Raw genomic sequence first — 20218 nt, 5'->3', positions numbered from 1 at the left:
GTAATCCCACGCGAGGGGGACACGCGGGGTGGACCGCCGCCGCGCGGATCGGGGGCTGACGATGAGCATCGAGACCGCCGAGCACGGCAGGAGGCTGCCGTGGGGAGACGTACTGCTCTCCGCGATCGCCGCTGTGAGCTGGGCGTTGATCGGAATGGCGGGCACGGCCGCGCTCGGACTGCATCTGCTGGAGGCGGACTCCACGGCGTCGCTCGGGCCGATGACCGCGGCGGTTGTGGCACTTGGGGCGGGTGGTTCGGTCACCCCGACCGGTGATGTGTCGGCCTTCGGCCTGAAAGGAGCGGAGGCGGCCACCGCCATCGAGATCACGCCACTGGGCGTCGGCCTGGTGGGCGCGGTGCTTCTGTCCTGGTTCTTCCTACGGTCCCTGCGTGGAGCGGGACTTGTGATCTCCCGGTCCGAACTCCTCACGCGCGCGGGTGCGGTGATCGCCCTCTTCGTCGCGACCCTGGGCGGGCTGGCCTGGGCGGGGCACGATGTCATCACGATCGACGGCGGGGCTCTGGGCCTCGACGATCTGCCGGGCACGGGCGGCGGGGGCGGTGGTCTCGACATCCCCGGGCTCGGTGACATCAGCGGTCTGCTGCCCGACCGGGTCGGCGACCTGGTCGACGCGAAGGCGGCGGTCGGCTTCACCGTCGACACGCTGCCCACCCTGCTCGGCGGCCTGGTCTGGGCAGCCGGAGTCCTGACGGTCGCCCTCCTCGCCTCCCGCCGCACTCCCCTGCCGCCCGGCTGGGAAGCGGTCCACCGTGTCGTACGTCCGGCTGCGTCCGCCCTGGTCACGGTACTGCTGGTGGCGGTGGCGGCGGGGCTCGCGGCGGCTGCGTACGCGGCGATCGGCGACGACCATCCCAAGCGCATCGCGGGCGCGGCCCTGCTCGGCGCCCCCAACGGGGTCTGGCTGGGCGTCCCGATCGGCCTGTTCGTCCCGTTCGACGGCAGCGCGTCCGGAATCCTGGTGAACGTCCTCCCGGACCCCCTGGACCGGCTCCTCAGCAGCTCGGCGACCGATCAGTCGGTCAGCCTCGGCAAACTGGCCGAACTGGACAGCCGGGTGTGGCTGTTGGGCGTCGCGGCGGTGCTGATGATGGTGCTCGCGGGCATCCTCGCGGCGGCCCGGACACCGCTGGCCCGCGGTGTCGGCCCGGACGACGTCAACGGACGGGTGCCTCTCGCCGTACGGGATCCGGGCGCCCTGCGTTTCGCCGGTCGCTGCGCGTTGCGGCTGGGGGTGGTGACGGCGGTGGCGCTGCCGCTGCTCTCCTGGCTGGCGGAGGTGTCAGTGGACGCCTCGATCTCGGTCCTGGGCTTCGACGCGTTCGGCGCCGGAATCCAACTCCACGGGCAACTGGTCGCGGCTGTGCTGCTGGGCGCGCTGTGGGGCTCGGGCGCGGGAGCCGCCGGCGCACTGCTGGCGTACGCGAGCGGGGCGGCGGGGTGGCGGGCGGTGCCGTTGGCACTGGGTGACGCGTGGGCGGGTCCGGCCGGACCGGGAGGGGCGGGAACGGCGACCGGGGCCACCGGGGCGCTGGGGGCTGTGGGGACGACCGGGGTGACGGGTACGGCCGCCGAGGAAGCGCGGTACGGCGGCCACCCGGAGCAGGCCGGCGGGCCCGGGCCGTATCCCGGCCCGTATCCCGGACCGCCTTCCGGACCGTACGTGCCCGGTTCGTCGTACCCGCCGCCCAACCGCGACACCAATCCGTATCTGCGGCTGCCCGACGGGCTGCTGGAACCCGAGGACGCCCGGCCGGCCGAGCCGGAGCGGCCTTACGGGGGCGGGCAGCAGCCGGGGTCCGGAGCCGGTCAGCAGTACGAGAGCGGTCGGATCCCGTACGGCCGACAGCCGTACGAGGGCGGGTGGGCGCCCGATGCCCCGGGTACGGGAGCGGGGTCGCCCGAAAGGAGCAGTGGGCCCGGGCGGGCCGGTTCCGGCGACGATCCCGGTGGGAGGGGCGGCTCCGGTGAGTGGAGCGAGAGCGGGAGCGGTTCGGGTGAGGGGCTCGGCCCGGGTGAAGGGCGCGGCTCAGGTGAAGGTGAGCAGCCGCCCGAGAACTTGTACGGCCTTCCCACCATGGCCAAGCCGGTGTCGCCGCCGCCGCGACGGCCCGGGTGGCGCAGGGGCGGCTCGCCGGAGTCCACGCCGGAGAAACGGACCCCTCCCCCGCCACCGCCGCCTCCGCCCCCACCGCCACGCACCCCCAAGGGACGGCGCTGACCTGCGCGTAGGGTTTTCGTCACACACCCGAAACGTATTGTTCCCCGTCCGTCAGGCGGACCACGTGCGCGGTGGGCACTGGGTGCCGGATACGGTGGAAACACCATGAACGCTGCGCAGACAGTTGACGTACCTACTCTTCTCGTCAAAATCTTCGGCAAGGACAGGCCGGGCATCACCGCCGGTCTGTTCGACACACTTGCCGCCTACTCCGTGGACGTCGTCGACATCGAGCAGGTCGTCACGCGTGGCCGCATGGTGCTGTGCGCGCTCGTGACACAGCCGCCTGCCGGGCTCGAAGGGGATCTTCGGGCCACCGTCCACAGCTGGGCGGAGTCCATGAAGATGCAGGCCGAGATCATCTCCGGGCTCGGGGACAACCGGCCGCGCGGGCTCGGGCGTTCGGTCGTCACCGTGCTCGGACATCCGCTGACCGCCCGGTCGACCGCCGCCATCGCCGCGCGGATCACCAGGACCGGCGGCAACATCGACCGTATCTTCCGGCTCGCCAAGTACCCCGTGACGGCGGTCGAGTTCGCCGTCTCCGGCGTCGCGACCGAGCCGCTGCGCACCGCCCTGGTCACCGACGCGGCGGCACTCGGTGTCGATGTCGCGGTCGTCGCGGCGGGGCTGCACCGGCGGGCGCAGCGTCTGGTCGTCATGGATGTGGACTCGACGCTCATCCAGGACGAGGTGATCGAGCTCTTCGCCGCGCACGCGGGCTGCGAGGACGAGGTCGCCCAGGTGACCGCCGCCGCGATGCGCGGGGAGCTGGACTTCGAGCAGTCGCTGCACGCGCGCGTGGCGCTGCTCAAGGGGCTCGACGCGTCGGTGGTGGACAAGGTGCGCAGCGAGGTCCGGCTCACGCCGGGGGCGCGCACGCTGATCCGTACGCTGAAGCGGCTCGGCTTCGAGGTCGGGGTCGTCTCGGGTGGGTTCACTCAGGTCACGGACGATCTGAAGGAGCGGCTCGGGCTGGACTTCGCCCAGGCCAACACCTTGGAGATCGTCGACGGGAAGCTGACGGGCAAGGTCGTCGGCGAGATCGTGGACCGGGCGGGCAAGGCCCGGCTGCTGCGGCGGTTCGCCGCGGAGGCGGGGGTGCCGCTGGATCAGACCGTGGCGATCGGTGACGGGGCGAACGACCTGGACATGCTGAACGCGGCGGGGCTGGGCGTGGCCTTCAACGCCAAGCCGGTCGTGCGGGAGGCCGCGCACACGGCGGTGAACTTCCCCTTCCTGGACACCGTGCTGTATCTGCTGGGGGTCACTCGGGAAGAGGTCGAGGCGGCGGACACCCACGAGTAGCCCTCTGGGAGTTGGGCGGGGCGGCGACTCTTGGGTGGGGCTTGCTCGTCGTCGCCGGGTGCGGGTCGCAGGCTGTGCCCACCCGTTCCGCCCTGCGGAACGCCTGCCCACAGCCTGTGCCGCCTGCCGCCTGCCGCCTGCCGTGACCGAACCGGGGATTTACTCCGTCGGGGCCCAGTAGTCGAGCAGTGTTGCCGTGCCCGGTTCCAGGGCCTTCCAGGAGCCCTCGAAAGACAGCACCGTGAAGGCCGCTGCCGGGAAGCCTCGGTTGTTCAGCCTGGTGCGGGTGTCGCTCTCGGTGTCGCCGCTCAGGATGTCAGTGAGGGCCTGTACTCCGGGGTTGTGGCCGATCAGGACCACGTTGCGGGTGTCTTCCGGGGTTTCGTTGAGCAGGGCGATGAGCTCGCCGGGTGAGGCATCGTAGATCCGCTCCTCGTAGACCGTCTTCGGCCGTTGCGGGAGTTCCTGGACCGCGAGTTTCCACGTCTCGCGGGTCCGGGTGGCCGTGGAGCACAGGGCCAGGTCGAAGGCGGTGCCGGTGTCGGCCAGCCTGCGCCCGGCGACAGCGGCGTCCTTGCGGCCCCGGTCAGCGAGCGGGCGCTCGTGGTCGGTCACCTCGGGCCAGTCGGCTTTCGCATGCCGGAAGAGGACGATCCTGCGGGATTCTGCGACGCTCATGGCAACCAGCTTCGCATGAAACACGCCATGGGGCGCAGGGAGTTGACGGGCGGCTCCGCAGGTGGGAATGAGGCATTCACGGCGCTCAACGCACCACCAGCTCCCGCGCGCGCTCAAGGAAGTGGGCGATCACCGGGTCGCCCGTCGCCGCCTGTGCGTCGGTCGGGTTCAGCATCAGCGCGAGCAGCACGACGAACGCGAGCGTCGGCAGGGCCAGGGCCCACCATGGCAGCCGTATGTCGACTCCACGCGTGGTCGCCGGAAGGGGCCGGGAGTGCGTGCGGGCCGACATGATGCCTCCGTGGGTCTTCGAGCCGTCCGTGGCTCGCGCCTCGCGGCCACACCTCGAAGTTACGGAACCGGCGGGCCTCAACCCATCCGGAGATCCACCCACTTGACCCTGAGACTCGCCCCCTAGGGGATGGTGGGGATACCCCCACCAACGGCCCTCACGGTGAGGCGATCGTCGCGATGACGGCGATGATCACGAAGATGGCGAAGAAGGAGCCGAAGACGAGCAGCATCTTCTTCTGGCCGTTCTGGGGGTTCGGGTCGAGCACTGGCATACGGCCAGTCTCGCACCAGTCGCACCGGCCCGTGCCTCCGGGGTGCCCGGGGGCCCCGGAGTGCCTTTGGGTCTCCGCGACGCCCCTGGGGTGGGGTCAGCGGGCCGCCTCCGCCTCGTCCTCGACCGTGCGATCGCGTCCGGCCAGTACGCCCACCACCATCTGCGGCAGCATCAGACCGGCCATCAGCGCGAGCGGCAGCCCCCAGCCGCCGCTGTGCTGGTAGAGCACGCCCACGAGGAGCGGCCCGGGGATGGAGATCAGATAGCCGGTGCTCTGCGCGAAGGCCGACAGCTGGGCGACGCCCGCACCCGTCCTGGCCCGCATCCCGACCATCGTGAGGGCCAGCGGGAAGGAGCAGTTGGCGGTGCCGAGCAGGACCGCCCAGACCCAGGCGCCGCCGGCCGGCGCGAGCCACAGGCCCGCGTACCCGAGGAGTCCGCACACGCCGAGGAAGATCACGATCGGGCCCTGGCGGGGCAGGCGTGTGGCGACGCGCGGGATGAAGAAGGCGAGCGGCACGCCCATCGCCATGGTCACGGCGAGCAGCAGTCCGGCGGTGCCGGCCGGGACGCCCGCGTCCCGGAAGATCTGCGCCAGCCAGCCCATGCTGACGTAGGCGGCGGTGGCCTGGAGCCCGAAGAACACGGCGAGCGCCCAGGCGGTACGGCTGCGGGTGATGCGCAGTGCACCGGCCCCCTGCCCGGTGACGGACGTCCCGCGCGCGGGTGACGGCACGGAGGACTGCATGGGGGACGGCGCGGGAGACGCCTCCCGCTGGTCACCGCCCGGGCCCCGTTCCCGTACGAGCGGAAGCCAGGGCACCACGGCCACCGCCGCGAGAACCGCCCAGACGGTCAGTCCCGCCTGCCAACTCCCGCCCAGCGCCTCGGTCATGGGCACGGTGACCGCCGCCGCGACGCCGGTCCCGAGGGAGAGGGCCATCGAGTACAGGCCCGTCATGGAACCGACCCGGTCCGGGAACCAGCGCTTGACGACGACCGGCATCAGGACGTTGCTGACCGCGATGCCCATGAGGGCGAGCGCGCTGGCGGCCAGGAAGCCGGCGGTGGTGCCCGTGTAGGGCCGGATCGCCAGTCCTGCGGCGATGGCGGCCATACCCCCGCACACGACCGCGCCGACGCCGAAGCGCCGGGCCAGGCGCGGTGCCATGACCCCGAAGAGGGCGAAACAGAACGAGGGCAGGGAGGTGAGCACTCCGGCCAGGGTTCCGCTCATGCCGAGTCCGTCGCGCACCTCTTCGAGGAGGGCGCCGAAACTGGAGATGGCGGGGCGGAGGTTGAGGGCCGCCAGCACGATGCCGACGACGACCAGCCGCGTGAGCCACGCGCGCGGGGCAGTTCCCCCGGCTTCGCTCTGCGGCCCGGCGGAACTTCGTATGGACGTGGACGTGGACGGGGACATGGACGTGGGCGTGGACGTCGTCGTCCGGGTTTCCTTGCTCACCATGGCCACTATCATAGAATCATGGGATGATTGGCTGTAGTCCCCCGTGCGAAGATGTGCCATGCCACCGCTGAGCCACCCTCGCCGTTCGGCCCTGTCCGAGCAGGTCATCGCCGCGCTGCGGAGTCAGATCACCTCGGGCGAGTGGCCCGTCGGCGCCCGTATCCCGACCGAGCCGGAGCTGGTCGAGCAGCTCGGAGTGGCCCGGAACACCATCCGTGAGGCGGTCCGGGCCCTCGCGCACAACGGGCTGCTGGACATCCGCCAGGGCTCGGGCACCTACGTCGTGGCGACCAGTGAGCTGGCCGGGGTGATGCACCGCCGGTTCGCCGACGCGGACCCCCGGCACATCGCCGAGCTGCGGTCCACGCTGGAGTCGGGCGCCGCCGAACTGGCGGCCCTGCGCCGTACCGAACGCGACCTCAAGCAGCTGGACGCGCTCCTGGCGCGCCGGGAGGAGGCCTGGGCCTCCGGCGACGCGGAGGCGTTCGTGACGGCCGACGCGAGCCTGCACATGGCCGTGGTGGCCGCGTCCCACAACGACGTGATGACGGCGATGTACGCGGACCTGGGCGAGGTGCTGCGGGACTGGCTGCGCGACGACGTGGGCGAGGAGCTGGCCCATCGGTCGTACGTGGAGCACGCGCCGCTCGTCGACGCGATCCGCGCGGGCGACGCGGCGGCAGCCGCCAGGGAGGCGGCGGGCTATCCGTTCTCGTGCCGGCTCAGGTCGTCCGCTTCTCGTGGCTGACCCACACCGAGCGGACTTCCTTCCAGCAGCGGCCGGTGAGCCGTACGGTCTGTGCGGGCCCGGCCTCGACCGAGGTGCCGTCGCTGTCGAGGTCCCACCAGCGGTCGCACTCGATGTGCAGCCGGACGCGGTCGGTGGCCACGTAGGGGTTGTGGCAGTACGCGGTCACCTCGGAGCCGGTGACCCGGGTACGGCACGTGGCGCCGAAGGGATCGGGCCGCTCCGGCTGCCGTGCCTCCACGCGCGCGTGGGGAACGGCCTCGTACGGAAGGGCGCCGGCGAGGGCTACGGCGACGAGCAGCGGGGCGAAGCTGCGGGACAGGCGCACAAGGGAGACCTCCTCGGCCGTGCTGGGGAGGAACGCGCGGTGAACGCGTAATCCAGAGTGCCCAGTTACCCCTGTCCCCCGCTCGGCCGGATGAGCCGAACGGGTGACGCGCCGAGGGCCCGCGCCGGAACGGAACGCGAGCCCTCGGATGTCGGCCGAGCCTCAAGGGGCGTCGGCAGTGGTCACGCGCCGATCGCGTGCAGCCCGCCGTCCACGTGGATGATCTCGCCGGTGGTCTTCGGGAACCAGTCGCTGAGCAGGGCGACGATGCCGCGGCCGGCCGGCTCCGGGTCCTTGAGGTCCCATTCCAGGGGCGAGCGGTTGTCCCACACGGCGGCCAGGTCGCTGAAGCCCGGGATGGACTTGGCGGCCATCGAGGCGAGCGGGCCCGCGGAGATGAGGTTGCAGCGGATGTTCTGCTTGCCCAGGTCGCGCGCCACGTAGCGGCTGGTGGCCTCCAGGGCGGCCTTGGCCGGACCCATCCAGTCGTACTGCGGCCAGGCGTACTGGGCGTCGAAGGTGAGACCGACGACCGAGCCGCCGTTCTGCATCAGCGGCAGGCAGGCCATGGTGAGCGACTTCAGGGAGTACGCCGAGACGTGCATGGCGGTGGCCACGGACTCGAACGGGGTGTTGAGGAAGTTGCCGCCCAGGGCGTCCTGCGGCGCGAAGCCGATGGAGTGGACGACACCGTCGAGGCCGCCGAGCTCCTCACCGACGACGTCGGCCAGGCGCCCGAGGTGCTCGTCGTTGGTGACGTCGAGCTCGATGACCTTGGTGGGCTTGGGGAGCTTCTTGGCGATGCGCTCGGTCAGCGTGGGCCGCGGGAACGCGGTCAGGATGATCTCCGCGCCCTGCTCCTGGGCCAGCTTGGCGGCGTGGAAGGCGATGGAGGACTCCATCAGCACACCGGAGATCAGGACGCGCTTGCCCTCGAGAATTCCGCTCATGGTGATCAGTGACCCATTCCCAGTCCGCCGTCAACGGGGATGACGGCTCCAGTGATGTACGAGGCGTCGTCCGAGGCGAGGAACCGCACCGCTGCGGCGATCTCCTCCGGCTGCGCGTACCGGCCGAGCGGCACCTGCGAGACGATGCCCGCGCGCTGCTCGTCGGTGAGGACCTTGGTCATGTCGGTGTCGACGAAGCCTGGCGCGACCACGTTGAAGGTGATGTTGCGCGAGCCCAGCTCACGGGCGAGGGAACGGGCGAAGCCGACCAGGCCGGCCTTGGAGGCGGCGTAGTTGGCCTGCCCCGGCGAGCCGTACAGCCCGACGACCGACGAGATCAGTACGACACGGCCCTTCTTGGCGCGCAGCATGCCGCGGTTGGCACGCTTGACGACACGGAAGGCGCCGGTGAGGTTGGTGTCGACGACGGACGTGAAGTCGTCCTCCGACATACGCATCAGGAGCTGGTCCTTGGTGACACCGGCGTTGGCGACGAGGACCTCGACCGGGCCGTGCTCGGCCTCGATCTCCTTGTAGGCCTGCTCCACCTGCTCGGTGTCGGTGATGTCGCACTTGACGGCGAGGAAGCCGGCCGGCGGCTCACCGGAACGGTATGTGACGGCGACCTTGTCGCCTGCATCGGCGAACGCGCGGGCGATGGCGAGGCCGATGCCCCGGTTGCCTCCGGTGACGAGAACCGAGCGGCTCAACGGATCACCCTTTCGTTAGCGGTTCAACACCTGTCCGAACACCCGGTTGACAGGCTGCTTCTCCGAAAACCTATCGGTCCGTCCGCATCCGCGGACAATCGGGCACCGACAGTGGCGCACCCCTGGTCCTGTCGGGTCTCTACAGTCGATGGGCCCGGACCGAACGAAGCGAATCCGTTGGAAGCCTCGCTGTCAGACCTGCATGATTCACTGCGAGACAGACGCATCACACTCACCGTGACAAGGAGAGGCCGCTCATGGCCCATGAGGTCGATCAGTCATTCCTGGCACTGCCCCTACGTGCCCTGGCCGACGCCGCCCTCGCACGCGCGCGTGCGCTCGGTGCCGACCACGCGGACTTCCGGTTCGAGCGGGTGCGCAGCGCGTCCTGGCGGCTGCGGGACGCCAAGCCGTCCGGATCGTCCGACACCACGGACCTGGGGTACGCGGTGCGGGTGGTGCACGGCGGTACCTGGGGGTTCGCGTCGGGCGTGGATCTGAGCATGGACGCCGCCGCGAAGGTCGCCTCGCAGGCCGTGGCCATGGCGAAGCTCTCCGCCCAGGTGATCAAGGCCGCAGGGTCCGACGAGCGCGTGGAGCTGGCCGACGAGCCCGTGCACGCGGACCGGACGTGGGTCTCGTCGTACGAGATCGACCCGTTCACCGTGCCGGACGAGGAGAAGGCCGGGCTGCTGGCCGAGTGGAGCGCGCGGCTGCTCGCGGCGAACGGCGTCAACCACGTCGACGCCTCGCTGCTCACGGTGCACGAGAACAAGTTCTACGCCGACACCGCGGGGACCGTCACCACACAGCAGCGGGTGCGGCTGCACCCGCAGTTCACGGCCGTCTCCGTCGACGAGTCGAGCGGCGAGTTCGACTCGATGCGGACGATCGCGCCGCCCGTCGGGCGCGGCTGGGAGTACCTCACGGGCAGGGGCTGGGACTGGGAGTCCGAGCTGGAGCAGATCCCCGAACTGCTCGCGGAGAAGATGCGGGCGCCGAGCGTCGAGGCGGGGCTGTACGACCTGGTCGTCGACCCGTCCAACCTGTGGCTGACCATCCACGAGTCCATCGGCCACGCCACCGAGCTGGACCGGGCCCTCGGCTACGAAGCGGCGTACGCGGGCACGTCCTTCGCGACCTTCGACCAGCTCGGCAAGCTGAGGTACGGCTCCGACCTGATGAACGTCACGGGCGACCGCACCGCCGAACACGGCCTGGCGACCATCGGGTACGACGACGAGGGCGTCGCCGGGCAGTCGTGGGACCTGGTGAAGGACGGGACGCTGGTGGGCTACCAGCTGGACCGGCGGATCGCGAAGCTGACCGGGTTCGATCGGTCCAACGGGTGCGCGTACGCGGACTCGCCGGGGCATGTGCCCGTGCAGCGCATGGCCAATGTGTCGTTGCAGCCGGACCCGGCCGGGCTGTCGACCGAGGATCTCATCGGCGGGGTCGACCGCGGGATCTACGTCGTCGGGGACCGGTCCTGGTCCATCGACATGCAGCGGTACAACTTCCAGTTCACCGGGCAGCGGTTCTTCAGGATCGAGAACGGCCGGATCACCGGGCAGCTGCGGGACGTGGCCTACCAGGCGACGACCACCGACTTCTGGGGCTCCATGGCGGCCGTCGGCGGTCCGCAGACGTACGTCCTGGGTGGCGCCTTCAACTGTGGCAAGGCCCAGCCGGGCCAGGTCGCGGCCGTGTCCCACGGCTGCCCGTCGGCCCTCTTCAAGGGCGTCAACATCCTCAACACCACGCAGGAGGCCGGTCGATGAGCGCCCGAATGAAGAAGCCGCACGAGGTTGTCGAGCGGGCCCTCGAGCTGTCCCGGGCCGACGGGTGCGTCGTCATCGCCGACGAGGAGTCGACCGCCAACCTGCGCTGGGCGGGCAACGCCCTCACCACGAACGGGGTCACGCGCGGGCGCACGCTCACCGTCGTCGCGACCGTCGGCGGCAAGCAGGGCACGGCCTCGGGGGTCGTCTCCCGCGCGGCCGTAACCACCGACGATCTGGAGCCGCTCGTACGGGCCGCCGAGGCCGCCGCGCGCGGTGCCGGGCCCGCGGAGGACGCCCAGCCGCTGGTCGCGGGCGTGCCGTCGTCCCCCGACTTCACGGACGCGCCCGTCGAGACCTCGTCCGCGGTGTTCGCCGACTTCGCGCCGGCGCTCGGCGAGGCGTTCGCACGCGCGCGTGCGGGCGGCCGGGAGCTGTACGGCTTCGCCAACCACGAGCTGGTGTCGAGCTATGTGGGTACGTCGACGGGGCTGCGGCTGCGCCATGACCAGCCCAACGGGACGCTGGAGCTGAACGCCAAGTCCCCGGACCGTACGCGGTCCGCGTGGGCCGGGCGGTCGACGCGGGACTTCAAGGACGTCGACCCGGCCGCCCTCGACGCGGAACTCGCCGTACGCCTCGGCTGGGCGGAGCGGCGGATCGAGCTGCCGGCCGGGCGGTACGAGACTCTGCTGCCGCCGACGGCCGTCGCCGACCTGCTGATCTACCAGCTGTGGTCGGCGTCCGCGCGGGACGCCGCGGAGGGGCGCACGGTGTTCTCCAAGCCGGGCGGCGGGACACGCATCGGCGAGAAGCTCACCGAGCTGCCGCTGACGCTGCGCAGCGACCCGAACGAGCCGGGTCTTGAGTCCTCCCCCTTCCTGCTCGCCCACTCCTCCGGCGACGACCAGTCGGTGTTCGACAACGGGCTGCCGCTGAGTGCCACGGAGTGGATCCGCGAGGGCGAGCTGAACCGGCTGATCACCTCCCGGCACACCGCCGGGCTGACCGGCCTGCCCGTGTCCCCGGCGATCGGGAACATCGTCCTGGACGGGGGCGAGGACAAGTCCCTGGAGGAGATGGTCGCGAACACCGAGCGCGGGCTGCTGCTGACCTGCCTCTGGTACATCCGCGAGGTCGACCCGGCCACCCTGCTGCTGACCGGCCTGACCCGCGACGGGGTGTACCTCCTCGAGAACGGCGAGGTCAGCGGGGAGGTCAACAACTTCCGGTTCAACGAGTCGCCGGTGGACCTGCTCGGGCGGGCCGTCGAGGCGGGGCGTACGGAGAAGACGCTGCCCCGGGAGTGGAGCGACTGGTTCACCAGGGCCGCGATGCCCGCGCTCAGGGTGCCGGACTTCAATATGAGCTCTGTCAGTCAGGGCGTATAACCTCGTAGCCGGTAGTCACTCGACTGCCGTACAACTGACTGTACGAAGACCATTCACAAGGAGATACGAGAACCGTGACGGACATCGTCGACGAGCTGAAGTGGCGGGGGCTGTTCGCCCTGTCCACTGACGAGGACGCTTTGCGTAAGGCGCTCGCGGACGGTCCCGTCACGTTCTATTGCGGTTTCGACCCGACGGCGGCCAGTCTGCACGTCGGTCACCTGGTGCAGGTGCTCACCATGCGCCGCCTCCAGCAGGCGGGCCTGCGTCCGCTGGCCCTGGTGGGTGGGGCGACCGGCCAGATCGGCGACCCGCGTCCCACGGCGGAGCGCACGCTGAACGACCCGGAGACGGTCGCGAACTGGGTGACCCGGCTGCGCGCGCAGATCGAGCCGTTCCTGTCCTTCGAGGGCGAGAACGCCGCGGTGATGGTGAACAACCTGGACTGGACGGCCGGTCTGTCGGCCATCGAGTTCCTCCGGGACATCGGCAAGCACTTCCGCGTCAACAAGATGCTGACGAAGGACTCGGTCGCCCGGCGGCTGGAGTCCCAGGAAGGCATCAGCTACACGGAGTTCAGCTACCAGCTGTTGCAGGGCATGGACTTCCTGGAGCTGTACCGGAGGTACGGCTGCACTCTCCAGCAGGGCGGCAGCGACCAGTGGGGCAATCTCACGGCGGGCCTCGACCTGATCCACCGGCTGGAGCCCGACGCCGAGGCGCACTGTCTGGCGACGCCTCTGATGGTCAAGGCGGACGGCACCAAGTTCGGCAAGACCGAGGGCGGCGCCATCTGGCTCGACCCGGAGATGACGACGCCGTACGCGTTCTACCAGTTCTGGCTGAACGTGGACGACCGGGACATCTCGACGTACATGCGCATCCTGTCCTTCCAGTCTCCGGAGGAACTGGAGGCGCTGGAGGCGCAGACCGCGGAGCGTCCGCAGGCGCGGGCCGCGCAGCGCGCGCTCGCCGAGGAGCTGACGACGCTGGTGCACGGCGCCGAGCAGACGGCCGCCGTGATCGCCGCGTCCAAGGCACTCTTCGGCCAGGGCGAACTGGGTGACCTGGACGAGCGGACGCTGACCGCGGCCCTCTCCGAGGTGCCGCACATCCAGGTCGCCGAGGCGGGACCGGTCGTCGACCTGTTCGCCGAGGTCGGCCTTGTGGCCAGCAAGTCGGCCGCGCGGCGCACGGTGAAGGAGGGCGGCGCGTACGTGAACAACGCGAAGGTCGCCACCGAGGACGCGGTCCCCTCGAAGGAGGACCTGCTGCACGGGCGGTGGCTGGTCCTGCGCCGGGGGAAGAAGAACCTGGCGGCGGTGGAGGTCACCGGCTGACCGGTGACCGGCCAGTCCGTACGTGGTGGGTACGTGTGAAGGGGGCGGCCCTGTCGATCGGGCCGCCCCCTTCACACGTACCGCTAGGCTCGCTCTTTCTTGCCGCGCATCGCCGAGTACGCCATGTCTCCCAGGAAAACGATCACGACGGCCGCCGCGAGCTGGAGCGCGTGGCGCCCCCAGTCGATGCCGCTTGTCTCGTCGATGCCGAAGCCTCGTGCGATCGCGTTGCCGATGACGGCGCCGATGATGCCGAAGATGGTCGTCAGCCAGAGCGGGCTGTGCTGCTTGCCCGGAATGATCGCCTTGGCCAGCAGACCCAGCACGAATCCCACGATGATCGCCCACAACCAGCCCATGGCTGCCTCCTCGTCGGCTCTGGTGAGCATTACGCCCAGTGTCGGTGCGTTCGCGCTACGGCGCATGTCGGGGATCTCGGTACGCGGTACGGCGCAGAGGGGTCACCCCGACGGAAGGTGCCCCGGTCTCGTAGGCGACGCAGACGCGGCGTAACGTGGAAGCTGTCCGGATCCTGGTTCCCCGACCGGGTTCGGCGCGGGTACGGGCCGGGGCGTGTCCGATTCGGGTGGACGGTGGAACGTGATGCGGAAGCAGAGCAGCAGTGGCGGCGCCCAGGTCTTCCGGATCACCGGGGCCCGGCAGGGGCTCGCTGACGATGTGCGCGCCAGACAGCGCCGGTACATCATCTCCATGTCCGTGCGGACGGTGGCCGTGGTCCTCGCGGCGGTGCTCTGGAACGTCGAACGGCACGTCGCGTTCGTGGCGTTGGTGCTGGGCATGGTCCTCCCCTACATCTCCGTGGTGATCGCCAACGCCGGCCGGGAGAACGCGCCGGGGCTGCCGTCGACGTTCGTGACGGCTCCGGTGCGGCCGATGATCGCGCCGCCCCGGCCGGAAGAGGACTTCGCGGAACCCGCAGCGGAAGACTCCGGGGGCGATCAGGGGGCCGACGTGCGGGGCAATCCGCGCGAGCGGGCCTGACCAAAAGTCAGTGCGGGCGGCTTCGCCAAGCTCAAGAAAAGCTCAGATCAATCATGTTGTTCCAGTGCCGGTCGGACGCTTACCCATGACATACTTCGTACGCGCTCCGCATCCCCCGTCGGAGCGACAGACCGACGCCGGGCAGCTCCCCCCGTGGCTGCTCGGCGTCGCCTTTTGAGTGCTGTTCCGGCCGGGTTTTCGGCCGGGTTAGGGTCAGCAGATGTTCGGTCCTGACTCTGACTCCCCCATCTGTTCCGCCAAGGCATGCCGGGCGGACGCCGTGTGGGTCCTTGCCTGGAACAACCCGAAGCTGCATACGCCTGAGCGGCGGAAGACGTGGCTGGCTTGCGAGGAGCATCGCGAGCACTTGTCGCAGTTTCTGGGGGTGCGGGGGTTTTTGAAGGACGTGGTGAAGCTGGAGGAGTGGGAGTCTCCTCCGGAGGGGTGAGCTGGGCATCGTCTTTTGGCTGCGGGTCGTGTGTGGCTTGTCGCGCAGTTCCTCGCGCCCCTATGGGGCGCTCCTATGGGGCGCCCCTGCTCAGCCGCCGATCGCTGACATCGGGCGGTCCGGCTGGACGAACTCCGGGTCGTCCAGGCCTGCTCCTGCCTTCTTGCCCCACATTGCCTCGCGCCAGATGCGGGCTATCTCCTCGTCGGGGGCGGTGGAGCGGAGGGCCGCGCGGAGGTCTGTTTCCTCGCGGGCGAAGAGGCAGGTGCGGATCTGGCCGTCGGCCGTCAGGCGGGTGCGGTCGCAGGCGGCGCAGAACGGGCGGGTGACCGAGGCGATGACGCCCACGACCTGCGGGCCGCCGTCCACCAGCCAGCGCTCCGCCGGGGCCGAGCCCCGCTTCTCCGAGCCCTCCTCCGTCAGCTCGAAGCGGGTGCGCAGGGACTGCAGGATGTCGCCCGCCGTCACCATGCCCTCGCGCTTCCAGCCGTGCTGGGCGTCCAGGGGCATCTGCTCGATGAAACGCATCTCGTAGTCGTGCTCGACCGCCCAGGCCAGGAGGTCGGGGGCCTCGTCCTCGTTGAGGCCGGGCATCAGGACCGCGTTGACCTTGACCGGGGTCAGACCGGCCTCACGGGCGGCTTCCAGGCCCGCGATGACGTCCTTGTGGCGGTCGCGGCGGGTGAGCGTCTTGAAGACGTCAGGGCGCAGGGTGTCCAGGGAGACGTTGACGCGGTCCAGGCCGGCCGCCTTCAGCGCGGTCGCCGTACGGACCAGGCCGATGCCGTTCGTCGTCAGGGACATCTGGGGGCGGGGGGCCAGGGCGGCGACCCGCTCCACGATGCCGACCAGGCCCGGGCGCAGCAGGGGCTCGCCGCCGGTGAAACGGACCTCCTGGATGCCCAGCAGGCGGACGGCTATGTCTATGAGGCGGACGATCTCGTCGTCCGTGAGCAGGTCAGGCTTGGCCAGCCACTGCAGGCCCTCCTCGGGCATGCAGTACGTGCAGCGCAGGTTGCAGCGGTCGGTCAGTGAGACGCGCAGGTCGGTGGCCACTCGGTTGTAGGTGTCGATGAGCACGTGGGCCCCCTCCCTCGTAGCGGATCGCGTGCGGATCGTGTGCGGAGCACAGTTTCTCCGACACCTGCGAGCCTACGTGACCCCACTGACATCGAGACCGCCCCGATGCCACAAGACGTGGAGCGGGGCCGCCGTAGATCCCTACGACGGCCCCGCTCCGTGTGCGCGGCGGAACGCCTAGTGCGCTCCGGTTCCCGTGAGGGACCGCACCTCCAACTCCGCGTACTTGCCGGTGTCGGGCTCCTCCTTGGAGAGGACCGTGCCGAGCCAGCCCATGAGGAAGCCGAACGGGATGGAGATGATGCCGGGGTTCTTCAGCGGGAACCAGTGGAAGTCGACGTCCGGGAACATCGCCTTCGGGTCGCCGGAGACGACCGGCGAGAACAGCACCAGGCCGACCGCCACGATCAGGCCGCCGTAGATCGACCAGAGGGCGCCCTGGGTGGTGAACCTCTTCCAGAACAGGCTGTAGAGGATCGTCGGGAGATTGGCCGAGGCGGCTACCGCGAACGCCAGTGCGACCAGGCCGGCCACGTTGAGGTCGCGGGCGAGGGCTCCCAGGGCGATGGAGACGACGCCGATGAGGACGGTGGCCCAGCGGACCGCCTTCATCTCCTCCTTCTCGGTGGCCTTCCCCTTGCGGATGACGTTGGCGTAGATGTCGTGCGCGAAGGACGACGACGAGGCCAGCGTGAGGCCGGCGACGACGGCGAGGATCGTCGCGAAGGCGACCGCCGAGATCGTCGCGAGCAGTACCGCGCCCCAGGCCGAGTCGACGCCGCCGATGTGCAGGGCGAGCAGTGGCGCGGCCGTGTTGCCCGATGGGTTGGAGTCGGTGATCTCTTTCTGGTCGATCAGCGCGGCGGCGCCGAAGCCGAGCGCGATCGTCATCAGGTAGAAGCCGCCGATGATGCCGATCGCCCAGATCACGGACTTCCGGGCGGCCTGGGCCGTGGGCACCGTGTAGAAGCGGATCAGGATGTGCGGCAGACCGGCGGTGCCGAGGACCAGGGCGATGCCCAGGGAGATGAAGTCCAGCTTGGAGGTGCCGGTGGCGCCGTACTGGAGGCCGGGCTCCAGGAACGCGTCGCCCTTGCCGCTGCGTTCGGCGGCGGTGCCGAGCAGATCGGAGATGTTGAAGTTGAACTTCAGCAGCACCAGGAACGTAATGAGGATCGTGCCGCTGATGAGCAGCACGGCCTTGACCATCTGGACCCAGGTGGTGCCCTTCATGCCGCCGATGGAGACGTACACGATCATCAGGACGCCGACGAGGGCGACGATGGCGACCTTGCCCGCGTCCGAGGTGATGCCGAGGAGGAGCGAGACGAGGACGCCCGCGCCGGCCATCTGGGCCAGCAGGTAGAAGATCGAGACGACGATCGTCGACGTACCGGCGGCCGTGCGGACCGGGCGCTGGCGCATGCGGTACGCGAGGACGTCACCCATGGTGTAGCGGCCGGAGTTGCGCAGCGGTTCGGCCACCAGGAGCAGGGCGACCAGCCAGGCGACGAGGAAGCCGATGGAGTACAGGAAGCCGTCGTACCCGAAGAGGGCGATCGCGCCCGCGATGCCGAGGAAGGACGCGGCGGACATGTAGTCGCCGGAGACCGCGAGGCCGTTCTGGAAGGCGCTGAACTGGCGCCCGCCGGCGTAGAAGTCGGCGGCGCTCTTGGTCTGGCGGCCCGCCCAGACGGTGATGACGAGGGTCGCGACGACGAACACCGCGAACAAGGAGATGATCAGCGGCCGGTGCTCACTGGCCTCACCGGCGGCGAGAACACTCTGTTGTACGGGGCTCATGCGCCGCCCTCCATCCGGGACTTGATCGCCTCACCCTTGGGGTCGAGGTTCGCGGAGGAGTACCGCGCGTACCACCAGGCGATGAGGAACGTGGTGACGAACTGGGCGATGCCGAAGACGAAGGCGACGTTGATGTGGCCGAAGAGCTTGGTGCCCATGAAGCCGCCCGCGTAGTTCGACAGCAGGACGTACAGCAGGTACCAGGTGATGAAGCCGACGGTCAGCGGGAAGGCGAAGGAGCGGTGGGCGCGGCGCAGTTCACCGAACTCGGCGCTCTGCTGCACCTCGACGAACTCCTCCGTGGAGGGGGAATGGGGCTCTGTCTTCGAGGGGGGCGGTGCGTCGGTAGCCACGGAGTCTCCTCGCGTTGCGGGTGCGGTGACGACAGCGGACGGGGGTGATGAGTCCTCGTCCGGGGACGGGGTCGGGCTGGGTACGGACATGGCTCTTTTCTGACCTCGCGGTGATCTGGATCACGGGGTCGGCTCGCGATGGTAGGGCCCACACGCGTGATCCGACAGGGGGCTCGATGGTGCTCGTGCTCCCTGTCCAAGGTCACGGCGCCACGCGAGGGCCGGTTCAACTCCCCGCGCTTCTTTCCGAACTGGTCTCCGGAAGTCATTGCTGGCCAGCGACGACGCGGGATAGCTTCGGCCTGTACCACCCGTCATGTACCTGCAATATCGGCGGTGCGGGCCATGCGCCCGTGCCCGCCTTTTTCGCGCGTACTCACTTGTTGTCCGTCCCTGCTACGCGCCTGCCCGGCAACCATCCTTGTCCGGGCCGGCCTCGTTTCCGGATGATGTGGAGATCCCATGGCTCATCTGCGCTCCAGACGCCGGCTCGCTCTCGCGGTGCCGGTCGTGCTGTCCCTGACCGCCTCCCTCAGCTTCCTGCCCGTGGCCGCGTCGGCCGCCGAGCCGGCCGCCTCCGCCGCCGTCACGGCCGCGGAGGGTCCGAACCTCGCGTATGTCGTCAACACGAAGAGCACCGACCGTCACACGATCGGGGCGGTGACGAAGGCGGTCTCCGCGGCCGGCGGGACCGTCGTGGTCACGTTCAAGAAGATCGGTGTGATCGTCGTCCACTCCACGAACCCCTCCTTCGGGGCGGAGATCCGCGCGGTGCGCGGGGTGAAGTCCGCGGGTGCGACGCGGACCACGCCGCTGGTGGCCGCCGGGACGACCGACGAGGGTGCGGCGGACTATCTGACGGCCGCGGAGGCAGCCAAGGTCGAGGCCGTGTCGGCCACGGTCCCCGAGAGCGAGCCCCTCGAAGCCGACCAGTGGGACCTGCGGTCGATCGGCGCCGACAAGGCCGCGAAGATCAACCCGGGCAGCCGCAAGGTCACCGTCGCCGTGATCGACACCGGCGTCGACGACACCCACCCCGACCTCGCCCCGAACTTCTCCGCCGCCCAGTCCGCGAACTGCGTCGGCGGCGTCGCGGACACCAGCGCGGGTGCGTGGCGCCCGTACACCGCCGGGGACTACCACGGCACCCACGTGGCCGGTGAGATCGCCGCCGCCCGCAACGGCGTCGGTGTGGCCGGTGTCGCGCCCGGTGTGAAGGTCTCCGGCATCAAGGTGAGCGACCCGGACAACGGGCTCTTCTACCCGGAGAGCGTCGTGTGCGCCTTCGTGTTCGCCGCCGATCACGGCGTCGAGATCACGAACAACAGCTACTACGTTGATCCGTGGCTGTACAACTGCATGGACGACCCCGATCAGCGGGCCATTGTTGACGCGGTCAACAGGGCGCAGCTGTACGCGCAGAACAAGGGCACGCTCAACCTGGCGTCGGCGGGCAACTCCAGCCACGACCTGGCCTCCGACGCGATCGTCGACGACTCCAGCCCCGACGACTCGACGCCGGTCACGCGCACGATCGACCCGCACGAGTGCTTCGACGTACCGACCCAGCTCCCGGGTGTCGTCACGGTGAGCGCCACGGGCGTCGACAACGTGAAGTCGTACTACTCCACCTATGGCAACGGCGTCATCGACATCGCGGCGCCGGGCGGCGACCGCCGGTACCAGATACCGGACACGCCGTCGCGGGACGGCCGCATCCTGTCCACCATGCCGAACGGTGCGTACGCCTTCCTGCAAGGCACCTCGATGGCCTCGCCGCACGCCGCGGGTGTCGCCGCGCTGCTGAAGTCGAAGCACCCGTGGGCGACCCCGGCCCAGCTGCAGAGGCTGCTCAAGGCCCAGGCGGACAACCCGGGCTGCCCCGAGTCGTACGACCAGGACGGTGACGGCGCACAGGACGCGGTGTGCGAGGGCGGCGATCGGGTCAACGGATTCTTCGGGGCCGGGATCGTCGACGCGCTGCGCGCGGTCCAGTAGCCCGCGAGGTCCTCCGAGTCTT

20 protein-coding genes are annotated in these 20218 nt (G+C 70.1%); 9 read left to right on the top strand and 11 right to left on the bottom strand.

The genetic code is table 11. From position 1 onward, the window contains the following. The first annotated feature begins 61 nt into the window (after positions 1 to 61). Together ACWDR4_RS39690 and serB are read left to right on the top strand one after the other, a co-directional pair. Positions 62 to 2242 (top strand): streptophobe family protein, encoded by a 2181-nt coding sequence (locus ACWDR4_RS39690; protein ID WP_450415775.1) that lies wholly within the window; start codon positions 62 to 64, stop codon positions 2240 to 2242. 105 nt (positions 2243 to 2347) lie between these two features. Further along, positions 2348 to 3550 (top strand): phosphoserine phosphatase SerB, encoded by a 1203-nt coding sequence (gene serB, locus ACWDR4_RS39685; protein WP_450415774.1) that lies wholly within the window; start codon positions 2348 to 2350, stop codon positions 3548 to 3550. A 159-nt stretch (positions 3551 to 3709) separates the two neighbouring features. On the opposite strand, the gene ACWDR4_RS39680 is transcribed toward serB, so the two are convergent. The 4 genes from ACWDR4_RS39680 to ACWDR4_RS39665 all read right to left on the bottom strand — a co-directional run bounded on the left by ACWDR4_RS39680 (position 3710) and on the right by ACWDR4_RS39665 (position 6264). Further along, positions 3710 to 4228: a SixA phosphatase family protein gene (locus ACWDR4_RS39680; RefSeq protein ID WP_450415772.1), complete on the bottom strand. Its 519-nt coding sequence runs from the start codon at positions 4226 to 4228 to the stop codon at positions 3710 to 3712. Positions 4229 to 4313: 85 nt separating this feature from the next. Next, a complete protein-coding gene (locus ACWDR4_RS39675) occupies positions 4314 to 4520 on the bottom strand; it encodes a hypothetical protein (protein WP_369033738.1) in 207 nt (68 codons plus the stop codon). 157 nt (positions 4521 to 4677) lie between these two features. Beyond that, positions 4678 to 4794 (bottom strand): SGM_5486 family transporter-associated protein, encoded by a 117-nt coding sequence (locus ACWDR4_RS39670; protein WP_105974872.1) that lies wholly within the window; start codon positions 4792 to 4794, stop codon positions 4678 to 4680. 96 nt (positions 4795 to 4890) lie between these two features. Further along, a complete protein-coding gene (locus ACWDR4_RS39665; protein WP_450415770.1) occupies positions 4891 to 6264 on the bottom strand; it encodes a CynX/NimT family MFS transporter in 1374 nt (457 codons plus the stop codon). Between the two features lie 58 nt (positions 6265 to 6322). On the opposite strand from ACWDR4_RS39665, the gene ACWDR4_RS39660 reads away from it, so the two are divergent. After that, positions 6323 to 7012, top strand: coding sequence for a FadR/GntR family transcriptional regulator (locus ACWDR4_RS39660; protein ID WP_450415768.1), 690 nt, complete (start codon positions 6323 to 6325; stop codon positions 7010 to 7012). Here ACWDR4_RS39660 and ACWDR4_RS39655 read toward each other — a convergent pair. The 3 genes from ACWDR4_RS39655 to fabG all read right to left on the bottom strand — a co-directional run bounded on the left by ACWDR4_RS39655 (position 6987) and on the right by fabG (position 9000). Then, complete coding sequence (locus ACWDR4_RS39655; RefSeq protein ID WP_450415766.1) at positions 6987 to 7340, bottom strand: hypothetical protein; 354 nt, start codon at positions 7338 to 7340, stop codon at positions 6987 to 6989. The genes ACWDR4_RS39660 and ACWDR4_RS39655 overlap by 26 nt on opposite strands. A gap of 182 nt (positions 7341 to 7522) precedes the next feature. Further along, positions 7523 to 8290, bottom strand: a complete 768-nt coding sequence (gene fabI / locus ACWDR4_RS39650) for an enoyl-ACP reductase FabI (protein WP_450415764.1) — start codon at positions 8288 to 8290, stop codon at positions 7523 to 7525. Between the two features lie 5 nt (positions 8291 to 8295). Beyond that, complete coding sequence (gene fabG, locus ACWDR4_RS39645) at positions 8296 to 9000, bottom strand: 3-oxoacyl-[acyl-carrier-protein] reductase (protein WP_450415763.1); 705 nt, start codon at positions 8998 to 9000, stop codon at positions 8296 to 8298. Between the two features lie 257 nt (positions 9001 to 9257). Between fabG and ACWDR4_RS39640 the strand changes: the two genes are divergently transcribed. From ACWDR4_RS39640 to tyrS, 3 genes are all read left to right on the top strand, one after another. Then, a complete protein-coding gene (locus ACWDR4_RS39640; protein ID WP_450415761.1) occupies positions 9258 to 10781 on the top strand; it encodes a TldD/PmbA family protein in 1524 nt (507 codons plus the stop codon). Further along, positions 10778 to 12172: a metallopeptidase TldD-related protein gene (locus tag ACWDR4_RS39635; RefSeq protein ID WP_450415759.1), complete on the top strand. Its 1395-nt coding sequence runs from the start codon at positions 10778 to 10780 to the stop codon at positions 12170 to 12172. The genes ACWDR4_RS39640 and ACWDR4_RS39635 overlap by 4 nt, the downstream gene beginning before the upstream one ends. A 74-nt stretch (positions 12173 to 12246) precedes the next feature. Then, complete coding sequence (gene tyrS / locus ACWDR4_RS39630; RefSeq protein WP_450415757.1) at positions 12247 to 13512, top strand: tyrosine--tRNA ligase; 1266 nt, start codon at positions 12247 to 12249, stop codon at positions 13510 to 13512. An 83-nt stretch (positions 13513 to 13595) separates the two neighbouring features. Here the strand turns inward: tyrS and ACWDR4_RS39625 are convergent, their stop codons facing one another. After that, entirely contained in the window at positions 13596 to 13871 is a 276-nt protein-coding gene (locus ACWDR4_RS39625) for a GlsB/YeaQ/YmgE family stress response membrane protein (protein ID WP_450415801.1), read from the bottom strand. Positions 13872 to 14115: 244 nt separating this feature from the next. On the opposite strand from ACWDR4_RS39625, the gene ACWDR4_RS39620 reads away from it, so the two are divergent. Beyond that, complete coding sequence (locus ACWDR4_RS39620) at positions 14116 to 14514, top strand: DUF3099 domain-containing protein (protein WP_450415755.1); 399 nt, start codon at positions 14116 to 14118, stop codon at positions 14512 to 14514. 220 nt (positions 14515 to 14734) lie between these two features. After that, positions 14735 to 14962: a hypothetical protein gene (locus ACWDR4_RS39615; RefSeq protein ID WP_450415753.1), complete on the top strand. Its 228-nt coding sequence runs from the start codon at positions 14735 to 14737 to the stop codon at positions 14960 to 14962. A 90-nt stretch (positions 14963 to 15052) separates the two neighbouring features. Here ACWDR4_RS39615 and moaA read toward each other — a convergent pair whose 3' ends face one another. From moaA to ACWDR4_RS39600, 3 genes are all read right to left on the bottom strand, one after another. Further along, positions 15053 to 16042, bottom strand: coding sequence for a GTP 3',8-cyclase MoaA (gene moaA, locus ACWDR4_RS39610; protein ID WP_450415752.1), 990 nt, complete (start codon positions 16040 to 16042; stop codon positions 15053 to 15055). Positions 16043 to 16219: 177 nt separating this feature from the next. Then, positions 16220 to 17845 (bottom strand): solute symporter family protein, encoded by a 1626-nt coding sequence (locus tag ACWDR4_RS39605; RefSeq protein ID WP_450415750.1) that lies wholly within the window; start codon positions 17843 to 17845, stop codon positions 16220 to 16222. After that, a complete protein-coding gene (locus ACWDR4_RS39600) occupies positions 17842 to 18198 on the bottom strand; it encodes a DUF485 domain-containing protein (protein ID WP_450415749.1) in 357 nt (118 codons plus the stop codon). The genes ACWDR4_RS39605 and ACWDR4_RS39600 overlap by 4 nt, the downstream gene beginning before the upstream one ends. Before the next feature lie 462 nt (positions 18199 to 18660). Here ACWDR4_RS39600 and ACWDR4_RS39595 point away from each other — a divergent pair, with 462 nt between their 5' ends. After that, positions 18661 to 20196, top strand: coding sequence for a S8 family serine peptidase (locus tag ACWDR4_RS39595; protein ID WP_450415748.1), 1536 nt, complete (start codon positions 18661 to 18663; stop codon positions 20194 to 20196). Positions 20197 to 20218 lie beyond the last annotated feature (22 nt).

This window comes from Streptomyces sp. NPDC000878 (assembly GCF_053599695.1).
Note: the sequence above shows the minus strand (reverse complement) of the source record. Positions and strands in the feature narration are given on the sequence as shown.